1 protein-coding gene is annotated in these 996 nt (G+C 67.6%); it reads right to left on the bottom strand.

Translation table 11 applies throughout. The annotated features are described in order from the left end of the window. Window positions 1-996, bottom strand: a 996-nt coding sequence (locus tag JGU66_36330; protein ID MBJ6766244.1) for a non-ribosomal peptide synthetase, incomplete at both ends; no start/stop codon positions are given.

Consider the following 996-nt stretch of genomic DNA (forward strand, 5'->3'; position numbering starts at 1 on the left):
GGCTGGAGCGCCTCGACGAGCTTCTCGAAGGGGACGTCCTGATGCGCGTAGCCCGCCAGGGTGGTGTTGCGCACCTGGGCGAGCAGCTCGCGGAAGGTCATCTCCGGGGTGAGCTGCGCGCGGAGGACGAGCGTGTTGACGAAGAAGCCGATGAGGCCTTCGGTCTCGGCGCGCGTGCGACCCGCGATGGGTGAACCGACCGAGATGTCGAGCTGACCGGAGTAGTGCGCGAGGAGCGACTGCCAGGAAGCGAGGAGCACCATGAAGAGCGAGCTGCCTTCTTGGCGCGCGAGTGCCTTGAGCGAGTCCGTGAGTGGCTTGGAGATCGAGAACGAGAGCGTGGTGCCCGCGTTTCCCTGAACGGCGGGACGGGGCTTGTCGGTGGGCAGCTCGAGGAGCGGAGGTGCGCCAGCGAGGTGACGCTTCCAGAAGTCGACCTGACGCTGGAGGACGTCGCCCTGGAGCCAGCCGCGCTGCCACGCCGCGAAGTCCGCGTACTGCATGGGCAGCGGCGGCAGCGAGGGCTTGCGACCGTCACGGATGGCCTCATAGAGCGCCGTGAGCTCGCGCACGATGATGCCCATGGACCAGCCGTCCGAGACGATGTGGTGCATCGTCACGAAGAGGACGTGGTGCTCCTCGGACAGGCGAAGCAGGGCGGTACGCAGCAGCGGGCCGCTCGCGAGGCTGAAGGGCTGAGAGGATTCATTCGTCGCGCGGCGGCGAACCTCGGCCTCGCGCTCGAACTCAGGCAGGTGCGATAGGTCAGTGACCGCCAGGGCCCAGCGGGCGGGAGGCTGAATGACCTGGACAGGCTGGCCGTCGTGCTCGGCGAAGGTGGTGCGCAGGGACTCGTGGCGCTCGATGAGTGCCTCGAACGCGAGCCGCAAGGACTCCACGTCCACGCGGCCATGCAGGTGCAACGCGGACGGGATGTTGTACGCGGGAGTCTCGGGCTCCAGTTGATCGATGATCCAGAGACGCTGCTGCGCGAAG

The sequence above is a fragment of the Myxococcaceae bacterium JPH2 genome, from assembly GCA_016458225.1.
GTDB lineage: Bacteria > Myxococcota > Myxococcia > Myxococcales > Myxococcaceae > Citreicoccus.